This window comes from Caballeronia zhejiangensis (assembly GCF_000698575.1).
Taxonomy (GTDB): Bacteria; Pseudomonadota; Gammaproteobacteria; order Burkholderiales; family Burkholderiaceae; genus Caballeronia; species Caballeronia zhejiangensis.
Map to the genome: position 1 here is coordinate 53,313 of NZ_JFHD01000035.1, position 14,907 is coordinate 68,219.

General features: G+C 62.6%; 15 protein-coding genes. 7 read left to right on the top strand and 8 right to left on the bottom strand.

Features of this window, described 5'->3' with window-relative positions; translation table 11 throughout:
• Positions 1-43: 43 nt before the first annotated feature.
• From BG60_RS29195 to BG60_RS29205, 3 genes are all read left to right on the top strand, one after another.
• Positions 44-1,909, top strand: coding sequence for a PhoH family protein (locus tag BG60_RS29195; protein WP_008349829.1), 1,866 nt, complete (start codon positions 44-46; stop codon positions 1,907-1,909).
• A gap of 198 nt (positions 1,910-2,107) precedes the next feature.
• Positions 2,108-3,037 carry a C40 family peptidase gene (locus BG60_RS29200; protein WP_033536115.1) on the top strand — a complete coding sequence of 310 codons (930 nt, stop codon included), beginning with the start codon at positions 2,108-2,110 and terminating at the stop codon, positions 3,035-3,037.
• Positions 3,038-3,095: 58 nt separating this feature from the next.
• Positions 3,096-3,902, top strand: coding sequence for an SDR family oxidoreductase (locus BG60_RS29205; protein WP_008349832.1), 807 nt, complete (start codon positions 3,096-3,098; stop codon positions 3,900-3,902).
• Positions 3,903-3,941: 39 nt separating this feature from the next.
• Here the strand turns inward: BG60_RS29205 and BG60_RS29210 are convergent, their stop codons facing one another.
• From BG60_RS29210 to BG60_RS29245, 8 genes are all read right to left on the bottom strand, one after another.
• Positions 3,942-4,952, bottom strand: a complete 1,011-nt coding sequence (locus tag BG60_RS29210) for an inorganic phosphate transporter (RefSeq protein WP_008349834.1) — start codon at positions 4,950-4,952, stop codon at positions 3,942-3,944.
• 95 nt (positions 4,953-5,047) lie between these two features.
• Positions 5,048-5,674: a DUF47 domain-containing protein gene (locus tag BG60_RS29215; protein WP_008349836.1), complete on the bottom strand. Its 627-nt coding sequence runs from the start codon at positions 5,672-5,674 to the stop codon at positions 5,048-5,050.
• A 138-nt stretch (positions 5,675-5,812) separates the two neighbouring features.
• Positions 5,813-7,201: a replicative DNA helicase gene (locus BG60_RS29220; protein WP_008349838.1), complete on the bottom strand. Its 1,389-nt coding sequence runs from the start codon at positions 7,199-7,201 to the stop codon at positions 5,813-5,815.
• A gap of 123 nt (positions 7,202-7,324) precedes the next feature.
• A complete protein-coding gene (rplI, locus tag BG60_RS29225) occupies positions 7,325-7,780 on the bottom strand; it encodes a 50S ribosomal protein L9 (RefSeq protein ID WP_008349840.1) in 456 nt (151 codons plus the stop codon).
• A 29-nt stretch (positions 7,781-7,809) separates the two neighbouring features.
• Complete coding sequence (gene rpsR / locus BG60_RS29230; protein WP_007000150.1) at positions 7,810-8,085, bottom strand: 30S ribosomal protein S18; 276 nt, start codon at positions 8,083-8,085, stop codon at positions 7,810-7,812.
• A 2-nt stretch (positions 8,086-8,087) separates the two neighbouring features.
• Entirely contained in the window at positions 8,088-8,387 is a 300-nt protein-coding gene (priB, locus tag BG60_RS29235) for a primosomal replication protein N (protein WP_008349845.1), read from the bottom strand.
• A 33-nt stretch (positions 8,388-8,420) separates the two neighbouring features.
• Complete coding sequence (gene rpsF, locus BG60_RS29240; RefSeq protein WP_008349848.1) at positions 8,421-8,792, bottom strand: 30S ribosomal protein S6; 372 nt, start codon at positions 8,790-8,792, stop codon at positions 8,421-8,423.
• Positions 8,793-8,923: 131 nt separating this feature from the next.
• Positions 8,924-9,877 carry a LysR family transcriptional regulator gene (locus BG60_RS29245; RefSeq protein ID WP_008349850.1) on the bottom strand — a complete coding sequence of 318 codons (954 nt, stop codon included), beginning with the start codon at positions 9,875-9,877 and terminating at the stop codon, positions 8,924-8,926.
• Between the two features lie 168 nt (positions 9,878-10,045).
• Here BG60_RS29245 and gcl point away from each other — a divergent pair, with 168 nt between their 5' ends.
• From gcl to lysM, 4 genes are all read left to right on the top strand, one after another.
• Positions 10,046-11,821, top strand: a complete 1,776-nt coding sequence (gene gcl / locus BG60_RS29250) for a glyoxylate carboligase (RefSeq protein ID WP_008349852.1) — start codon at positions 10,046-10,048, stop codon at positions 11,819-11,821.
• A gap of 70 nt (positions 11,822-11,891) precedes the next feature.
• Positions 11,892-12,692 carry a hydroxypyruvate isomerase gene (hyi, locus tag BG60_RS29255; RefSeq protein WP_034473676.1) on the top strand — a complete coding sequence of 267 codons (801 nt, stop codon included), beginning with the start codon at positions 11,892-11,894 and terminating at the stop codon, positions 12,690-12,692.
• A 27-nt stretch (positions 12,693-12,719) separates the two neighbouring features.
• Positions 12,720-13,628 carry a 2-hydroxy-3-oxopropionate reductase gene (locus tag BG60_RS29260; protein WP_008349855.1) on the top strand — a complete coding sequence of 303 codons (909 nt, stop codon included), beginning with the start codon at positions 12,720-12,722 and terminating at the stop codon, positions 13,626-13,628.
• A 304-nt stretch (positions 13,629-13,932) separates the two neighbouring features.
• A complete protein-coding gene (gene lysM, locus BG60_RS29265; RefSeq protein WP_008349857.1) occupies positions 13,933-14,427 on the top strand; it encodes a peptidoglycan-binding protein LysM in 495 nt (164 codons plus the stop codon).
• Positions 14,428-14,907: the final 480 nt, after the last annotated feature.

A 14,907-nucleotide genomic window follows, 5' to 3' on the forward strand; every position in this document is an offset into this window, starting at 1 on the left:
GGCGGCGCACGATACACGACCCGATTCCTTTCGAGGGAACATCATGCCTTTGCCTACCGCCCCGGCCAAGCTCGGCCATCTCCTTCCGGCTGAAGAATACAAGGCCAAAGCCCGGCCTTCGAAGCAGTCGAAAAAACAAGCCGCGGCGAGCGATGACGACGCCTATGGCGCGGTCGAGACCGTCGCCGCCGAGCGTCCCGCCACGAACGCCGCGCACACGCTGCGCTCGATCGCGAACGAAGTGCTGACCCAGATTCCGGCCGAGCCGCACGTCGAAGCCGTCGTGCCGCCGCCCGCACCGGGCACCGTCCCTACGCGCGGCCGAAAATCGAAGCAGACCGCCGCGCTCCTGCAGCCGACGCCCGGCGCCCGCGCCACGCCGGATGCAGTCGAAGCGCGCACGGAGCGCGCCGAAACGCCCGTCGCGACCGAAGCACCTGTCTCGGCCACGGCGCGCGATACGCGCGCGCAGAACAAACGTCGCAAGGGCACGGCTGCCGAAGCCGAATTGCGCAAGCTCTTCGTGCTCGACACCAACGTGCTGATGCACGACCCGAGTTCGCTCTTCCGCTTCGAGGAACACGACGTCTATCTGCCGATGATGACGTTGGAAGAACTCGACAACCACAAGAAGGGCATGTCGGAAGTGGCGCGCAACGCGCGTCAGGTGAGCCGGACGCTCGATGCGCTCGTCGCGCACGCGGGCAACGCCAGCAAGATGGCCGAAGGGCTTCCGCTCGCTGCGCAAGGCAATCGCGACGCGCTCGGCCGCCTCTACTTCCAGACGACGCTCACGGACATCGAGCCGGTCGAAGGCCTGCCCGTCGGCAAGGCGGACAACCAGATTCTGGGCGTCGTGCGCGCGCTGCAGAAGGAGCGGCCGGATCGCCAGGTCGTGCTGGTGTCGAAAGACATCAACATGCGCATCAAGGCGCACGCGCTCGGTCTGCCTGCCGAAGACTACTTCAACGATCAGGTTCTCGAAGACAAGGATCTGCTCTACTCCGGCGTGCGCGCACTGCCGCAGGATTTCTGGACCAAGCACGCGAAGGGCATGGAGAGCTGGCAGGACACCAAGACCGGCACCACGTATTACCGCGTGACCGGGCCGCTGTGCCCTTCGATGCTCGTCAACGAGTTCGTCTATCTCGAGCCGCAGAACGGCGAGCCGTCGTTCCATGCGGTCGTGCGCGAGCTCAACGGCAAGACCGCGCTCCTGCAGACGCTGCGCGACTACGGTCATCACAAGAACAACGTGTGGGGCATCACTGCGCGCAACCGCGAGCAGAACTTCGCGCTGAATCTGCTGATGAACCCGGAAGTCGATTTCGTCACGCTGCTGGGTCAGGCCGGCACCGGCAAGACGCTGATGGCGCTCGCCGCGGGCCTTGCGCAAGTGCTCGACGACAAGCGCTACAACGAGATCATCGTGACGCGTGCGACGGTTCCGGTCGGCGAGGACATCGGCTTTCTGCCCGGCACCGAGGAAGAGAAGATGCAGCCGTGGATGGGCGCATTCGACGACAACCTCGAAGTCCTCCAGAAGACCGATGACGCCGCCGGCGAATGGGGCCGCGCCGCGACGCAGGAGCTCATCCGTTCGCGTCTCAAGGTGAAGAGCATGAACTTCATGCGCGGACGCACGTTCGTCGACAAGTACGTGATCATCGACGAGGCGCAGAATCTCACGCCGAAGCAGATGAAAACGCTCGTCACGCGCGCGGGCCCCGGCACGAAGATCGTGTGCCTCGGCAACATCGCGCAGATCGACACGCCGTACCTGACCGAAGGCAGTTCGGGTCTCACGTATGTCGTCGATCGCTTCAAAGGCTGGACGCACAGCGGTCACGTGACCCTCGCGCGCGGCGAGCGTTCGCGCCTCGCCGATTACGCGTCCGACATTCTGTAAGCGCGCGGCTTTCAACGCGATGAAACGGCCCGGCGGAGCGATCCTGCCGGGCCGTTTCCTTTCGTCCTAACGTTCCGCACTTGCAACACTTACGGCACAGACTTCATGTAAATCCTCAAGACATCTTGCCGCACGGCCGTGCGGCGGATTAGTATCGGCACACTGTCCTTCCTGGCGGGTTGCCGCTCGCCTTTTGCAATGCGTCGAATCTGCCTGCCGCTACTTGTTACCGTCATGCTCGCCGCGTGTGGATCCGCGCCGCAGCAGACGGCACGCAAGCCTGCGGCCAGCACGAGCGCCAACCGCACTTATAGTCCGCCGCCCGGTTTTCCGAAGTTCGTCGATCACAGTGTCGGGCGCGAGGAAATCTCCATTCAGGCGATGTCGCTCGTCGGCGTGCCGTATCGCTGGGGCGGCAACACGCCCGATGCGGGCTTCGATTGCAGCGGGCTCGTGCGGTATGTCGTCGACCGCGCGGCGTCCGTGAATCTGCCGCGCACGACCGCCGACATGAGCTCGCGCGGCGAATCGGTCGAACCCGACGAGATCGCGCCGGGCGATCTGATCTTCTTCAACACGACCGGACGGCCGCATTCGCACGTGGGCATCTATGTCGGCAAGCTGCGCTTCGTGAATGCGCCATCGACGGGCGGCACGGTGCGCCTCGACTATCTGACGAACCCGTACTGGGCGAAACGATTCGACGGCATTCGCCGCGTCGCGCCGCCGAAGACCGCGCCTACCCCGTTCGATGCGCCGACTTACATCGCGTCGCCTGCGCCCGTGCAAGCGCCTGCTCCGTCATCCGCCGACGCTTTCGAGCCCCCGCCCTCGACGCTCAACGCGGCGCAACGCCAGGCTCGCGCCGCTAGCGCTACGACGCCTGGCGTCGCGACGATCAACGCTTCATCGGATCCGATTCAGGCCGCCGCCGACGCCTTCGAACCGCCGCCGCCGACATCGACCGCCGCGCGTCAGCAGGCGCGCTCCGCACAAGCCGCTGCCGATCCCTACGATTCCGCCGAGCCGCCCGTGCGCGTGATGCGCGCCTCCACCGGCTCGCTCGCCGCACCCCGCCCCGCACAGAACGACGATCCCATCGCCCGCTTCGCCACTGGCACGAACTGACGCGCGCTGCGCGTCTCTGCTATCGTGTTCCGATCATTCGTCGACGGAGCGCAACACCATGGACCTGGGACTCGCGGGCAAGGTTGTCCTGATTACGGGCGGCAGCAAGGGGATCGGATTTGCATGCGCCAGAGCGTTCGCGAGCGAAGGCGCGAAGGTCGCGATTGTTTCGCGCGACGCTGCGAATCTGGCCCGCGCCCGGGAGCAACTCGCGAGCGACGGGTATCACGTGCATCTCGCGCGCGCCGACCTGCACGAGGCCCACAGCGCCGAGGATGTCGTCGAGGAAGCGAGCACCGCGCTCGGGCCGATCGACATTCTTATCAACAGCGCCGGCGCCGCGCGCCGCTACGATCCGGACACGCTCGACGCCGCGGCCTACAGAGCGGCGATGGACGCCAAATACTTCTCCTATGTCTATCCGCAGCAGGTCGTTCTCAAGCGCATGGCGGAGCGCCTGCGTAACGATCCGAAAGCCGAGCCTGGCGCGATCGTCAACATCGTGGGAGTGGGCGGCAAGATCGCGACGGACATCCACATCGCAGGCGGCGCGGCCAATGCGGCGCTGATGCTCAACACCGTCGGGCTCGCGCATCACTACGCGAAGCTCGGCATCCGCATCAACGCGATCAATCCAGGCGCGACGCTCACGGAACGCGTCGAGGAAGCGCTCGATCTGGAGGCGAAGCGGCAAGGCGTGACGCGCGATCAGGTGCTCGCCGACAGTCAGGCGAAAGTGCCGCTCGGACGCTATGCGAAGCCGGAGGAAATCGCCGACGTTGCGCTCTTTCTGGCGAGCCGCCGCGCGAGTTACGTGTCGGGCGCAATCATTCCGATGGACGGAGTGTCGTCGCCGATCATCTGACGCGCTGCGGGCCCGATGAGAGCCCGCAGGCGGAACGAATCAAAGGAAGCGGTGGCCGATCCACCAGCCGGCCGCCGCGAGCGCGGCGGACGCGGGAATGGTCAGAATCCACGCCCACACGATATTGCCCGCGACGCCCCAACGCACGGCGCTGAATTTCTGCGTCGCGCCGACGCCGACGATCGCGCCGGTGATCGTATGGGTCGTCGATACGGGAATGCCGAGGAACGACGCGACGAAGAGCGTGATCGCCCCGCCCGTCTCCGCGCAGAATCCGCCGACCGGCTTCAGCTTCGTGATCTTCTGACCCATGGTCCGCACGATGCGCCAGCCGCCGAAGAGCGTGCCGAGACCCATCGACAGGTAGCACAGGCCGATTACCCAGACGGGCGGCGCTTCGGCTGTTGCGGAGGCGTAGCCGGTCGCGATCAGCAACATCCAGATGATGCCGATGGTTTTTTGCGCATCGTTGCCACCATGGCCGAGCGAATACAGGCCAGCCGAGACGAGCTGCATGCGGCGGAAGCGCCGGTCGACCTTCGAAGGCGGCGTGCGGAAATACAGCCACGACACGAGCAGCATGAAGAACGAGCCGAGCACGAAGCCGAGCAGCGGCGAGATGAAGATGAATGCGACGGTCTTGAGCAGCCCGTCCCAGTTGAGCGACCCCCAGCCGGATTTGGCGAGCGCCGCGCCGACGAGGCCGCCGATCAGTGCGTGCGACGAACTCGATGGAATGCCGTAGATCCAGGTGACGATGTTCCAGCCTATCGCGCCGACGAGCGCGCCGAAAATGACGTAATGATCGACGATTTCGGGATCGATCGTGCCCTTTCCGACGGTTGCGGCGACCTTGAGGTGAAAGATGAAATACGCGATGACGTTGAACGCCGCGGCGAAGGCGACCGCCTGCTGCGGCTTCAATACGCCGGTCGAAACGACCGTGGCGATGGAGTTGGCGGCGTCGTGAAAGCCGTTCATGAAGTCGAACGCGAGTGCGACTATGACGAGCAAGGCGACTGCCCAGATGGCGAGTTGAATCGAATGCATCGGTTGGTGTTGTTTTTACCGGCGCTCGAAGACGGCGCGGGATTGTGTCGTCGTTGCCCGCGTTGCGTGATGCGCCGCGGGCTCGGGCGGCATGATCAGGCGTTTTCCAGCACGATGCCTTCGATGATGTTCGCGACGTCTTCGCACTTGTCGGTAATCGTCTCGAGCAGTTCGTAGATCGCCTTCAGCTTGATGAGCGTCTTGACGTCGTCTTCCTCGCGGAAGAGCTTCGACATCGCCGAGCGCAACACGCGGTCCGCGTCCGACTCGAGCCGGTCGATTTCCTCGCAGATCTTCAGGATTTCGCTCGCGCGCTTCATGTCCGCCAGCAATTCGACGGCCTGCTGCACGCGCGTGACCGTGCTCGTGCAGATATGCGCGAGCTGGCTCGCCTCCGACGTCACGAAACGCACGTCGTACAGGGAAATAGCGGTGGCCACGTCCTCCATCAGGTCGAGGATGTCGTCCATCGTCGTGATGAGCTTGTGGATTTCGTCGCGGTCGAGCGGCGTGATGAACGTCTTGTGCAACAGGTCGATGGTTTCGTGCGTGAGCTTGTCGGCGCGCTTCTCGTTCGCCTGCACGTTCTGCTTGTGAACCTCGGCTTCGTCGAGGTTGTCGATCAGCAGTTCGAGCTCGCGGCTCGCATCGACCATGCACTTCGCATGCGCGTTGAAAATCTCGAAAAATTTGCCCTCGGTGGGCATGAAACGACCGAACATGAAAATCCCGATAAATGGGTCAATCTGAGTCAGACATCAAACTGACATATTGTACCTGTGTGCACTACCCGACGCACCGCGCGCATCTGACGCGCGGCCGCTATTGCCCCGGACTTGACAGCGGTTGCGGTAACTGGCCTATTCGCCGCCGTAGAAGTTTTGTGCGCCCGCGAAGTTGTCGAACTTCGTGTATTGGCCGTGGAAGGTCAGGCGAACCGGCCCGATCGGACCGTTACGCTGCTTGCCGATGATGATTTCCGCCGTGCCCTTGTCGGGGCTGTCGGGATTGTAGACTTCGTCGCGATAGATGAAGAGGATCACGTCCGCGTCCTGTTCGATAGCGCCCGATTCGCGCAGGTCCGACATGATCGGCCGCTTGTTCGGACGCTGCTCGAGACCGCGATTCAACTGCGACAGCGCGATGACCGGCACGTCGAGTTCCTTCGCGAGGCTCTTCAGCGAACGCGATATCTCGGAGATTTCGGTCGCGCGGTTTTCGCCGCCGCCCGAGCCGGACATGAGCTGCAAGTAATCGACGATGATGAGGCCGAGCTTGCCGCACTGCCGCGACAGACGCCGCGCGCGCGAGCGCAGTTCCATCGGATTCAGGCCGCCGGTTTCGTCGATGAAAAGTTGCGCCTCGCTCATTTTCTGGACGGCGTGCGTGAGCTTCGGCCAGTCTTCGTCGGTGAGACGCCCGGTGCGCATGCGATGCTGGTCCAGCCGGCCGACCGAGCCGAGCATACGCATGGTGAGCTGCGTGCCCGGCATTTCCATCGAGAACACGGCGACGGGCAAGCCGTATTCCACGGCCACGTATTCGCCGATATTCATCGAAAAGGCCGTCTTACCCATCGACGGGCGGCCCGCCACGATGATCAGCTCGCCGCCGTGCATGCCCGACGTCATGCGGTCGAGGTCGACGAAGCCTGTCGGCGTGCCGGTCACATCGCTTGGATTGGCTGTGTGATAGAGCGTGTCGATGCGCTCGACGACTTGCGTCAAGAGCGGTCCGATCTCCAGAAAACCCTGCGTGCCGCGCGCGCCCTCTTCGGCGATCGAGAACACGCGCGCTTCGGCTTCGTCGAGAATCTGGCGGACTTCCTTGCCTTGCGGATTGAACGCATCGGCGGAGATTTCATCGGCGACGGAAACCAGACGGCGCAGCACCGCACGATCGCGCACGATCTCCGCGTAACGGCGGATATTCGCCGCGCTCGGCGTGTTCTGCGCGAGCGCGTTCAGATACGCGAGCCCGCCCACTTCCTCGGCCTTGCCGGCCATCGTGAGCGCTTCGTAGACGGTGATGACGTCCGCCGGACGCGTCGAAGCAATCAGCTTGCCGATATGCTCATAAATGATGCGATGGTCGTAGCGATAGAAATCGCCCTGATGCATCACATCGGCGATGCGGTCCCATGCGGCGTTGTCCAGCAGCAGGCCGCCGATCACGGATTGCTCGGCTTCGATCGAGTGCGGCGGGACCTTCAGCGCGTCGAGTTGCGGGTCTTTGGACGGTGCGTTCATGGGGTGGAATTATCGATGAATTCAGCGCGTAGGAACAACGCTCAGACAAATAAAAAAGGCAGGAACCTCGACGGTTCCTGCCTTTCTTTCGTGCGTTGCGAGACGCGAGGCCTCGCCTGAAACTTACGCGTGCTCGCCGAGCACCGACACGTTGACGTCGACGAGGACGTCCGTGTGCAGCGCCACTTGAACCGGATGGTCGCCGACCATCTTGATCGGGCCTTGCGGCAGACGCACTTGCGCCTTTTCCACTTCCGCGAAGCCTTGCTTCTTCAGCGCGTCAGCGATGTCCGCATTCGTGACCGAACCGAACAGACGGCCGTCGACGCCAGCCTTCTGGCCGATCTGAACCGTGAAGCCGTTCAGCTTTTCGCCCTGAGCTTGTGCGGCTGCCAACTTTTCAGCGGCGACCTTTTCGAGGTCCGCGCGGCGAACTTCGAATTCGGCGATTGCGTCCTTGGTCGCGCGGCGTGCCTTCTTGCCGGGGATCAGGAAGTTACGTGCGTAGCCGTCCTTCACCTTGACGATATCGCCGAGGTTGCCCAGGTTGACGACCTTTTCCAAAAGAATGATTTGCATTTTTGGCTTTCCTTAGTGCGTCGTCTGATTTAGGCCTTGTGCAGGTCGGTGTACGGCAGGAGCGCGAGGAAACGCGCGCGCTTGATTGCCGTGTCGAGCTGGCGCTGATAGTGCGCCTTCGTGCCAGTCAGACGAGCCGGCGTGATCTTGCCGTTTTCGCCGATGAAGTCCTTCAGCGTTTCCGTGTCCTTGTAGTCGATGTACTCGACACCGGCTGCCGTGAAACGGCAGAACTTCTTGCGCTTGAAGAGCGGGTTTTGTTGCTGACGACGCTTGTCGAATTTCTTACCAGTCGGGCGGGGCATGATTAGTCCTTTCCAATGTCCTGCAATTCTGTGATGTGAAACACCAAGGTTCGCGCGTTACGGCTTCTCTTCGCCAGAAAGCCCGTGAAGCGTGTTTCGACGCCCATCGGACAGCTTTCCAGTTTGCCGCTCGCTTCGCCGGCCGCGACCGCCTGCAGAGTCAGTTCGACTTTCCGGGCGATGCCCGCCTCGACGACTTCTGCCGCGTGTTGCAACGTGCAGATTGCGATCGGGATGCCGGCGGGCGTGTACCGCACCGGTTCGCGTTCCACGACGCTCGCTGTCAGTTGCAGCCGGTTCACTTAAACCTTGGTGGCTGTGGCGAAAGATTCGCCTTAAGCCTGCGCTTCGGACGGCTGGCTGGCCGCCTTCTTGGCTTCTTCGCGCTGCACTTCCTTCATCATCGGCGACGGGCTGGTTTCAGCCTTCTTCATCTTGACGATAAGGTGACGCAGAACGGCGTCGTTGAACTTGAATGCGTGCTCCAGCTCTTCGAGCGTAGCCTGATCGCATTCGATGTTCATGCAGACGTAGTGAGCCTTCGCGAGTTTCTCGATCATGTAGGCCAGTTGGCGACGGCCCCAGTCCTCGATGCGGTGGATCTGACCACCGTGCGACGTGATCGTGCTCTTGTAGCGCTCGATCATCGCGGGCACCTGCTCGCTTTGATCGGGGTGCACGATAAAGACGATTTCGTAATGACGCATATTCACTCCTTGTGCTGACTTTTGGATGAAAGCCACCCGGGCGTCGGACCGGTGCGGCAAGTGAGAAGCCAAAGATTATAGCTTTTCGTGCGCGCTCGCGCAAATGCAAATTCGAACGCCTTTTCAAGCAGTTAGCGGCCGCGCGCGTGCTCGCGCTGCGGTTCGCCGGGAAGCGTCAGCCGACGGCTCCAATATCCGGGTTGCGCGTAGATTTCCTTAAGATAATCAATAAAGTAGCGCACGCGCGCAGGCACGTAGCGCTGCTGCGGATAGACCGCGAGGATGTCGTAATCGGGAAGTTCGAAGTCGTCGAGCACGGTTTCGAGTTCGCCCGATTCCAGTTGCCGCTGGATTTCCCACGTCGAGCGCCAGCCGAGCCCGAGCCCTTCCGAAGCCCAGCGATGCAGCAATTCGCCGTCGTTGCAGTCGAGATTGCCGGTCACGCGCACGGTCACGACCTTGCCATTGCGGCGGAAATACCAGCCGCGGTTCTGCCCGCCCTGCAGATTGAACGCGAGGCAATTGTGATTCGGCAGGTCTTCGAGCGTTTTCGGCCTGCCATGCTTCTTGAAGTACGCGGGCGTGCCGCAGACGACGCGCCGGTTGCTCGCCAGCTTCACCGCGACGAAATTCGGATCGACCGCGCCGCCGATGCGAATCGACAGGTCATAGCCCTCGCGCACCAGATCGACGACGCGATCGGTCAGATTGAACGACATCTGCAATTCCGGTTTGTCGCGCAGGAACGGCGGCGCGTGCGGCGCGACGTGCATGCGCCCGAAGGCCGCCGGCGCCGACACGATCAGATGCCCGCCCACCGCGCGCCGTCCCGCCGCCAGTTCGTTCTCAGCCTGATCCCAGTCCGCGAGCAGGTTCTTGCAGCGGTCGAGGAACGCCGCGCCCTCTTCGCTCACGACGAGCCGTCGCGTCGAGCGATACATCAGCTTCACGCCGAGGCGCTTTTCGAGCGCGTCGATGCGCCGTCCCAGAATCACGGGCGACACGCCCTCTTCCAGCGCCGCCGCCGCGAGACTGCCCGCCTCGGCCACGCGCACGAACGTTTCTATCTGCTTGAAGCGGTCCATCTGCGTCTCCCGCCAATGCCTCATCACTCGGGCATTCGATACTTTTTGTTTGGAAAAAAGCGACTGACGCTGATCTTATCAAACCTTTTTCACAGACTTAAAGTGCAACGGAACCCTGCTTGAATGCAGACAGCGATTTCGGATAGAGACCCCAGGAAGGAGACAACCATGCCCAAAATGAGAGCCGTCGACGCAGCCGTCCTCGTGCTGGAAAAGGAAGGAATCGATACCGCGTTCGGTGTGCCGGGCGCGGCCATCAACCCGTTTTACTCCGCGATGAAAAAGTCGGGCGGCATCAGCCACGTGCTGGCGCGTCACGTCGAAGGCGCATCGCACATGGCCGAAGGTTATACCCGCGCGGCGCCGGGCAACATCGGCGTGTGCATCGGCACGTCGGGCCCGGCGGGCACGGACATGATCACCGGCCTCTACTCCGCCCAGGCCGATTCGATTCCGATTCTCGCGATCACCGGCCAGGCGCCGCGCGCGCGTCTGTACAAGGAAGATTTCCAGGCCGTCGATATCGAATCGATCGCCAAGCCCGTCACGAAGTGGGCTGTCACCGTGCGCGAGCCGGCGCTCGTGCCGCGCGTGTTCCAGCAGGCTTTCCATCTGATGCGCTCGGGCCGTCCGGGTCCGGTGCTCGTCGATTTGCCGATCGACGTGCAGCTCGCCGAAATCGAATTCGACATCGACACGTACGAGCCGCTGCCGGTCTACAAGCCGAAAGCGACGCGCGCGCAGATCGAAAAAGCGCTGACGATGCTCAACGACGCCGAAAAGCCGTTGATCGTCTCGGGCGGCGGCGTGCTGAACGCGGCGGCGGAAGATCTGCTCGTGCAGTTCGCGGAAACGCTCGGCGTGCCGGTCATTCCGACGCTCATGTCGTGGGGCGCGATTCCCGACGATCATCCGCTGATGGCCGGCATGGTCGGCTTGCAGACGTCGCACCGCTACGGCAACGCGACGATGCTCGCCTCCGATTTCGTGCTCGGCATCGGCAATCGCTGGGCGAACCGCCACACGGGCAGCGTCGAGGTTTACACCAAGGGCCGTAAGTTCGTGCACGTGGATATCGAGCCGACGCAGATCGGCCGCGTGTTCGGACCGGATCTCGGCATCGTCTCGGATGCGAAGGCGGCGCTCGAACTGTTCGTCGAAGTGGCGAAGGAATGGAAGGGCGCGGGCAAGCTGAAGGACCGCGGCGCGTGGGTCGCGGACTGCCAGCAGCGCAAGCGCACGATGCAGCGCAAGACGCACTTCGACAATGTGCCGATGAAGCCGCAGCGCGTCTACGAAGAGATGAACCTCGCGTTCGACCGCGACACCTGCTTCGTCACGACGATCGGTCTGTCGCAGATCGCCGGCGCGCAGTTCCTGCACGTGTTCAAGGCGCGCAACTGGATCAACTGCGGCCAGGCCGGCCCGCTCGGCTGGACGATCCCGGCCGCGCTCGGCGTGCGTGCCGCGGACCCGCAACGCAAGATCGTCGCGCTCTCGGGCGACTACGATTTCCAGTTCATGATCGAAGAGCTCGCCGTCGGCGCGCAATTCAAGCTGCCGTACGTGCACGTCGTCGTGAACAACTCGTATCTCGGCCTGATCCGTCAGGCGCAGCGCGGCTTCGACATGGACTACTGCGTGCAGCTCGCGTTCGACAACATCAACGCACCTGAGCTCGAAGGCTATGGGGTCGATCACGTCGCGGTCGCCGAGGGTCTCGGCTGCAAGGCGCTGCGCGTGTTCAAGCCGGAAGACATCGCGGGCGCGCTGAAGCAGGCGCAAGCGTTGGCGGTGGAGCATCAGGTGCCGGTCGTCGTCGAGATGATTCTCGAACGCGTGACCAACATCGCGATGGGCACCGAGATCGACGCGATCAACGAGTTCGAAGAGCTCGCCGAAACGAAGGCAGATGCACCGACCGCCGTTACGCCGCTCGACTAAAGCATCGCCGCCGCGCGTTCATGCAGGAACGCGCGGCGTGCATTCACTGACCGACCATCAGGAAAGAACAATGCCGAAATTTGCCGCGAATTTGACCATGCTGTTCAACGAAGTCCCGTTTCTCGACCGCTTCGCCGCGGCCGCGAACGCGGGTTTCAAGGCGGTCGAGTTCCTGTTCCCCTATGCCTTCTCGATCAGCGACATCCAGACGCGCCTGAAGGACAACGACCTGCAGATCGTGCTGCACAACCTGCCTGCCGGCAACTGGGAAGCGGGCGAGCGCGGCATCGCGTGTCTGCCGGATCGTGTCGCGGAATTCCGCGACGGCGTGCCGCGCGCGATCGAATACGCGAAGGCGCTGAACGTGCCGCAACTGAACTGTCTCGTCGGGATTCCGACGGCGGGTGTATCGGCGGATCAGGCGCGCGCGACCATCGTCGAAAACTTGCGCTTCGCAGCGGAAGCGCTGAAGAAGGAAGGCATCCGCTTGCTCGTCGAGCCGTGCAACGCGTACGACATTCCCGGCTTCGCGCTGAATCGCTCGAAGGAAGGACTGGACGTGATCCAGGCCGTCGGCTCGGACAATCTGTTCTTGCAGTACGACATTTATCACATGCAGCGGATGGAAGGCGAACTCGCCGCGACGATCAGGAAGAACCTGCCGAAGATCGCGCATATCCAGCTCGCCGATAACCCCGGCCGCAACGAACCCGGCACGGGCGAGATCAACTACCCGTTCCTGTTCGGGCTGCTCGACGAGATCGGCTATCAAGGCTGGATCGGCTGCGAGTACAAGCCGCTCAACGGCACGGAAGCGGGCCTCGGCTGGCTGCAGAACATCGGCGGCGTGAAGCAGCACGCGACCGCTTAAACCAGACACATAGGAGGAGCTAGAAGTATGGCAACGATCGGTTTCATCGGCCTCGGCATCATGGGCGCGCACATGGCGCGCAATCTCATCAAGGGCGGCCACAAGCTCGTCGTGAACGGCAAGTTTCCGGTGCCGGACGATATCCGCGCGCAGACGCAGGTCGTCGCGGACTCGACCGAAGTCGCACAGGCGAGCGAAATCGTCATCACGATGGTGCCCGACACGCCCGATGTCGCCGCCGTGCTGTTCGCCGATGACGGCGTCGCGAAGGGTCTCACGAAGGGCAAGCTCGTGATCGACATGAGCTCGATCGCCCCGCTCGAAACGCAGGAGTTCGCGAAGAAGATCAACGCGCTCGGCTGCGACTATCTCGACGCGCCGGTGTCCGGCGGCGAAGTCGGCGCACGCGAAGCGACGCTCACGATCATGGTCGGCGGCCCGGAGAAGTCGTTCAATGTCGCGAAGCCGCTGTTCGAACTGATGGGCAAGAACATTTCGCTCATTGGCGACAACGGCGCGGGTCAGACTTGCAAGGTCGCGAATCAGATCATCGTCGCGCTGAACATCGAGGCGGTCGGCGAGGCGCTGCTCTTCGCGGCACGCTCGGGCGCCGACCCGGAGCGCGTGCGTAAAGCGCTGATGGGCGGCTTCGCGTCGTCGCGCATTCTCGAAGTGCACGGCGAGCGCATGACGAAGCGCACGTTCAATCCGGGCTTCCGTATTGAACTGCATCAGAAGGACCTAAACCTTGCGCTCGACGGCGCGCGCAAGATGGGCCTCGCCCTGCCCCACACCGCGAGTGCGCAGCAGCTTTTCAGCGTATGCGCGGCGAACGGCGGCAAGGCGTGGGATCACTCGGCGCTTGTGCGTGCGCTCGAAATCATGTCGAACTTCCAGGTGGCCGACGAGCCGCAGCAGGCCAAAGCCGCTGCGTGATTCGCGTCACCTGAACCGTGGGGCGTCCCGCGTATGGGCACGCGGGACAAATGCCGCTCTGGGCTGAGGGCGGCAAAGTGGGGTCCGAGAAGCGGCACCCGGCGGTGCGCCGGGTAAGCCTTGGTCGGTCAGACGGTTTGTCGTCGGGTGTCCGCGTCGGATTGTTGCAAACTGCGTCCTAACGCCGATGCATAGGCGGTGCTACAAATCCTTTTGTTGAAACTCAGAACTATCCGGTGGTCATCGCGACTAATCTGCCTAGACTTCGCGGGCCGTAACACCACCGTCAACCAAGGAGTGAACAATGGGAATCCTCAGCTTTATCAAGGAAGCAGGCGAGAAACTCTTCGGCGCAGCCACGCCGAGCGCGCAGGCGGCGCCCGCTGCGGCACCCGTGGATGTCGCCGCGCTAAATCAGAAGGCAGGCGAAGCCATCGCGACGTACATTCGTTCGCAGGGTCTCAATGCGGACAATCTCGATGTGAAATACGACGGCGCTTCGCATACGGTGACCGTTTCGGGTCAGGCGCCGGATCAGGCCACGAAGGAAAAGATTCTCGTCGCCGCGGGCAATGTGCAGCATGTCGATAAGGTCGACGATAAGCTGACCGTGCCGAGTAGCGAGCCTGAATCGCAGTATTACACCGTCGTGTCGGGGGACAATCTTTGGAAGATCGCCGAGAAGTATTACGGCAATGGGTCCAAGAACGATGTGATCTTCGAAGCGAATAAGCCGATGTTGAAGAGTCCGGATAAGATCTATCCGGGGCAAGTGTTGCGGATTCCTGCTGCTAACTGATTGTTTCTGCTCTACTCGAGAACGCGGACTTCGGTTCGCGTTTTTGCTTTCTGCTGAGGTGGATCTTGGTTTGCCTGCGCTTTTCGGCAATCCTGTGATCGTGTCGGTCTATTAGCGTTGCCCCTGTGCGGGGCGGCACTCACTTTCTTTGCTGCTGCAAAGAAAGTAAGCAAAGAAAGCAGCTCCTGATACGCCCGCGGTCACACGCAATTTGGGTAGTCCTCTCGTCCATCGTGGGCTGCCTAAAGAGTGCCCTCAAACACCTAATTGGGCTTGGCTCGCGCACGGTCTGAACCATCGCACCGCACACCAAACCGGTTCAGCACCAAATAGCTCCAGCCCGCTTCGCGGCCGACCGGTCAATCGGGAATGCGCGTGCTTCGCTACTAACGTCTTCATCTCGCCGCCTTTGCCGTACGTCGGTTTCCCTTGCATACCCGGCGGCAGCGCGTAGCGCTGTGCCGAAGCCATTTCGTGCTG